This is a genomic window from Mesorhizobium sp. M2A.F.Ca.ET.037.01.1.1, from assembly GCF_003998075.1.
Lineage (GTDB): Bacteria > Pseudomonadota > Alphaproteobacteria > Rhizobiales > Rhizobiaceae > Mesorhizobium.
In genome coordinates, this window is the sequence record NZ_RZSA01000852.1 from 1 (window position 1) to 2897 (window position 2897).

Consider the following 2897-nt stretch of genomic DNA (forward strand, 5'->3'; position numbering starts at 1 on the left):
GTGTTCCATGTTGGCCTGGTGATCGGGCAGCCGCTGATCGGGCTGGCGCTGGACCGGGCCGGCCGCCGCCGCACCGTGCTTGGTTGCTGCGGCCTATCGCTCGCCTGTACCCTGCCGCTGGTCTACGGATCAGGCATGGAGTTCTGGCCCGTAGCCGGGCTGATGCTGGTCTGGGGCGGCGCGAATTACGGCCTCTACACCGCTGGGCTCGCGCTGATCGGCGACCGTTTCCAAGCTGAGAAGCTGACGGCGGCGATCGCCGCCCTTGCCGCCGTCTATGCTCTGGCTGCCATCATCGGCCCCGCCGTCGCCGGCGGCATGATGACTGTGCTCGGCGCGCAGGGTCTGTTCGGGGCCGTAGCCGTTGTCTACCTGGCGGCGCTCTGCGGTGGCGTCTGGCTATTCCGGCCGGTCGAACCCGGATGGCAGAAGCAAACCCGCTGATGTCCGCGATAGGCTCGATTGCGTCGTTCATCGTACCGGTAGCCACTGGCCGCAAAGGCTTCGAACGCTGGATCAGGCTTTCGGCCGGCGGGCATCGCGGTAGCCCCTTCGCCTCTTGCTCCGCTCGAGGAGGCTCAGAGCGCTGTCCGCTTCTCCCGGCTGATCGAATGTCTGTACCATCGATTGGCCGCTCGTGCCGATCCGGCCCCAGTTGCGGATGACGGAGGCGCCGCCGAACAGGGTCGGCTGGACCGAGAGCACGTAGAAGCGCCGCATGTTCTGCGCCGGGTCGATGCGGCGAAGATGAACGGGTCCGGTTTCCCTGCTCGACATGGCCCCGAGTCTCGCTTCCTTTGGAAGCGCAGTCCAACGACTTTCCTGAATCGATCCCGGCCGACCGATTCACGCTACTGATGCGTCAGTCGCACCAGTTCCGCCGGCCGCCGTCCCACCGGCGTGCAAGGCCCTCTGCGATCAATGTCTCGCCGATCGAATGCCCGTTCCTGGTCACGGTTCGCAGCTTTCGCCCATGTCGATCCTCGTCGCGCCAGCCGGCCACCAGCGAGAACTTTCCTGCATTCAGCAATTCCCGCAGCCTGCGCTTGGCCGCCTCACCCTTTACCCGCTCTGCCTCACATCGCGGCGGGCTCAGCTCCGGCGTGTCGATATTGGCAATCCTGATCTTCACACCCTGATGCCAGAACGTGTCGCCATCCACCACGCAGGTCACGCGGGGACCGTCGCCGCATATCGGAAACGAAGCCGAGAGCGCGTCCCGTTGTGGTGCCGACACCAAGACCGCTACCGCTTCGATCCCGCCCGCTTGGCTAAGCTGGTAAGTGCCGAACGCCGCCGCTGCGACGAGTGCGCCGACAACCAACTTCGCAATCGCCGATCGGATTTTCCGATGCGATGATTTCCGCCGATGGATGGGCTGTTTCCCGCGCGGCGTGTTCGGCTGCCTGAAGCGCGTTTTTTCTTCTGGCGGAATCTGACGACGGTATTCACGAGGGCATGCCTCCCTGCTTGGCCTCCGAGGTTTTCGCAGGATGCGGTTTCGATCACCTTACGGGCATCGTTCAACTTCCCCGCATCTCAGGGGCCAGAAATGGCCACCTGGGACTGAATCGGATTTGGGCGAGCCGCCTACGGCGACCTGGCTCTACTCGCGACCCTTCGTGTCGCTCCCGGAGCCCGCTCCGCGGTATCCGCGCATGCGCGTGACGATCCATCTCGCGGGGCGTGTGCGTCCGGCCGGACCGTCGATGCTCCTGCTGACGACGGGAGCTCCGGCATCGGACCCTCGAGAAGCCTCATTGCGCCACCTCCTTCCGATAAAACCTGTTCTCTGCGATGCAGGCCCTCATGTCCGCGCGGCGGAACCAGATGGCGCGCCCGCATCTGAGTGGCGGATTCCCGGCCGTGAAGACGATCTGTTCGTCAGCGCGCATGCGCATCACCTCGTGCGGCAGGATCAGCGGCCGGCGCGCGAGCTGCTTCGAACGCGTGCGCGACGAACCCGACATCTGCGAGGATCGGCTTAGTTGGTCGACCTCGACTGTCGTGTCGCCGCAGCGCTTCGAGATGTAGTCGGCGGTCTCGGGATCGTTGATCGCCGCGAAGGAAATCCAGGACGCGCTCTCGAACCATTTCGAGGTCGCGTCGCGCCCTCCATAAGCCTCGCGCATCTGGCCGATCGACTGGTAGAGCAGGACCATGGTGATGCCGTATTTGCGCCCGGCATCGCGCGCGGTCTCGAGAATGCGCAGGAAGCCGAGGCGGGCAACCTCGTCGAGCAGGAACAGCGTGCGGCTCTTCACCGCGCCATTGCGGTTGTAGATCGCATTCATCAGCGCGCCGATGATGACGCGGGCAAGCCCCGGATGCGTCTCCAGCACCTTCAAGTCAAGAGCGATGAAGATGTCGGTCTCGCCGGCGGCGAGCTCGTCCGTGGCAAAACTGTCGCCGGAGACGAGTGCTGCATAGTTCGGATAGGAGAGCCAGTGCGTCTCCTTGACCGCATTGGCATAGACGCCGGAAAAGGTCTCCGGCGTCATGGCGATGAAGGGCGCGACGTTCTCCTTCACGAAATCCGATTCGGACTGCTCGTGGATCTTCGTGAGGCGCTCGCGCAGCTTCGGCTCCGGCTCCGAGAGGTTGGTACGGACCTGCCTGAGCGTCTGGTCCCTCCTTTCCGTATGACCGGACAGGCAGACATCGGCGATCAGCGCGGTGAGAAGCTGCATCGCCGACGCGCGAAAGAAGTCGTCGCGCGCCGAGGCTCGGCCCGGCGTATCCGTCATCACCCAGGTCGCCACCGCGACGATGTCCTCCTCCTTCGTGCTGCCGAAACGGCCGATCCAGTCGAGGGCGTTGAGGCCGGTGGCGGGATCGGCGGGGGCGAGCACGATCACCTTGCGACCTGCCTTGCGCCGGTGGCCGATCACCATCGG

General features: G+C 64.9%; 4 protein-coding genes. 1 reads left to right on the forward strand and 3 read right to left on the reverse strand.

Annotated elements, in window-relative coordinates; all coding sequences use genetic code 11:
- A partial coding sequence (locus EOA27_RS30165) for an MFS transporter (protein ID WP_189562154.1) occupies positions 1-444 on the forward strand: 444 nt, incomplete at its 5' end.
- Positions 445-516: 72 nt separating this feature from the next.
- On the opposite strand, the gene EOA27_RS30170 is transcribed toward EOA27_RS30165, so the two are convergent.
- From EOA27_RS30170 to EOA27_RS30180, 3 genes are all read right to left on the reverse strand, one after another.
- Positions 517-777 carry a WGR domain-containing protein gene (locus tag EOA27_RS30170; protein WP_127257947.1) on the reverse strand — a complete coding sequence of 87 codons (261 nt, stop codon included), beginning with the start codon at positions 775-777 and terminating at the stop codon, positions 517-519.
- A gap of 85 nt (positions 778-862) precedes the next feature.
- Complete coding sequence (locus EOA27_RS30175; RefSeq protein WP_245491200.1) at positions 863-1258, reverse strand: thermonuclease family protein; 396 nt, start codon at positions 1256-1258, stop codon at positions 863-865.
- A gap of 499 nt (positions 1259-1757) precedes the next feature.
- Positions 1758-2897, reverse strand: a 1140-nt coding sequence (locus EOA27_RS30180; RefSeq protein ID WP_148669967.1) for a type IV secretory system conjugative DNA transfer family protein, incomplete at its 5' end; no start/stop codon positions are given.